This is a genomic window from Gemmatimonadota bacterium, from assembly GCA_009838845.1.
Lineage (GTDB): Bacteria > Latescibacterota > UBA2968 > UBA2968 > UBA2968 > VXRD01.
Map to the genome: position 1 here is coordinate 4,466 of VXRD01000035.1, position 280 is coordinate 4,745.

At 49.3% G+C, this 280-nt stretch carries 1 pseudogene (only partly in view); it reads left to right on the forward strand.

The window, feature by feature from the left end:
• Positions 1-280 (forward strand): annotated as a pseudogene (locus F4Y39_05265) (MerC domain-containing protein) (it extends 125 nt beyond the left edge of the window).

Genomic DNA, 280 nt, shown 5'->3' on the forward strand with positions numbered 1-280 from the left:
CCCCATTGCTATTTCAAACTTGAGGGCGAGCCATTTCTTGCCATTGCCTGCGGCACTCCTTGCGTCTCCTGTGTTGGATACTACATTTGTTGGCGATGAACATTTTCATGGGCTTTTGATGTGGCTGATTCTGCCCACCAGCATTCTTGCTCTTGGATTGGGGTGTCGCCGTCATAAAGATCAATTTGTCATTGGTTTCGGTATCCTCGGGCTGTCCCTTCTCGTCATAATGGTTATGGTTGGCCATGATCTTTTTGGGGAAATAGGGGTACGGGTGGGG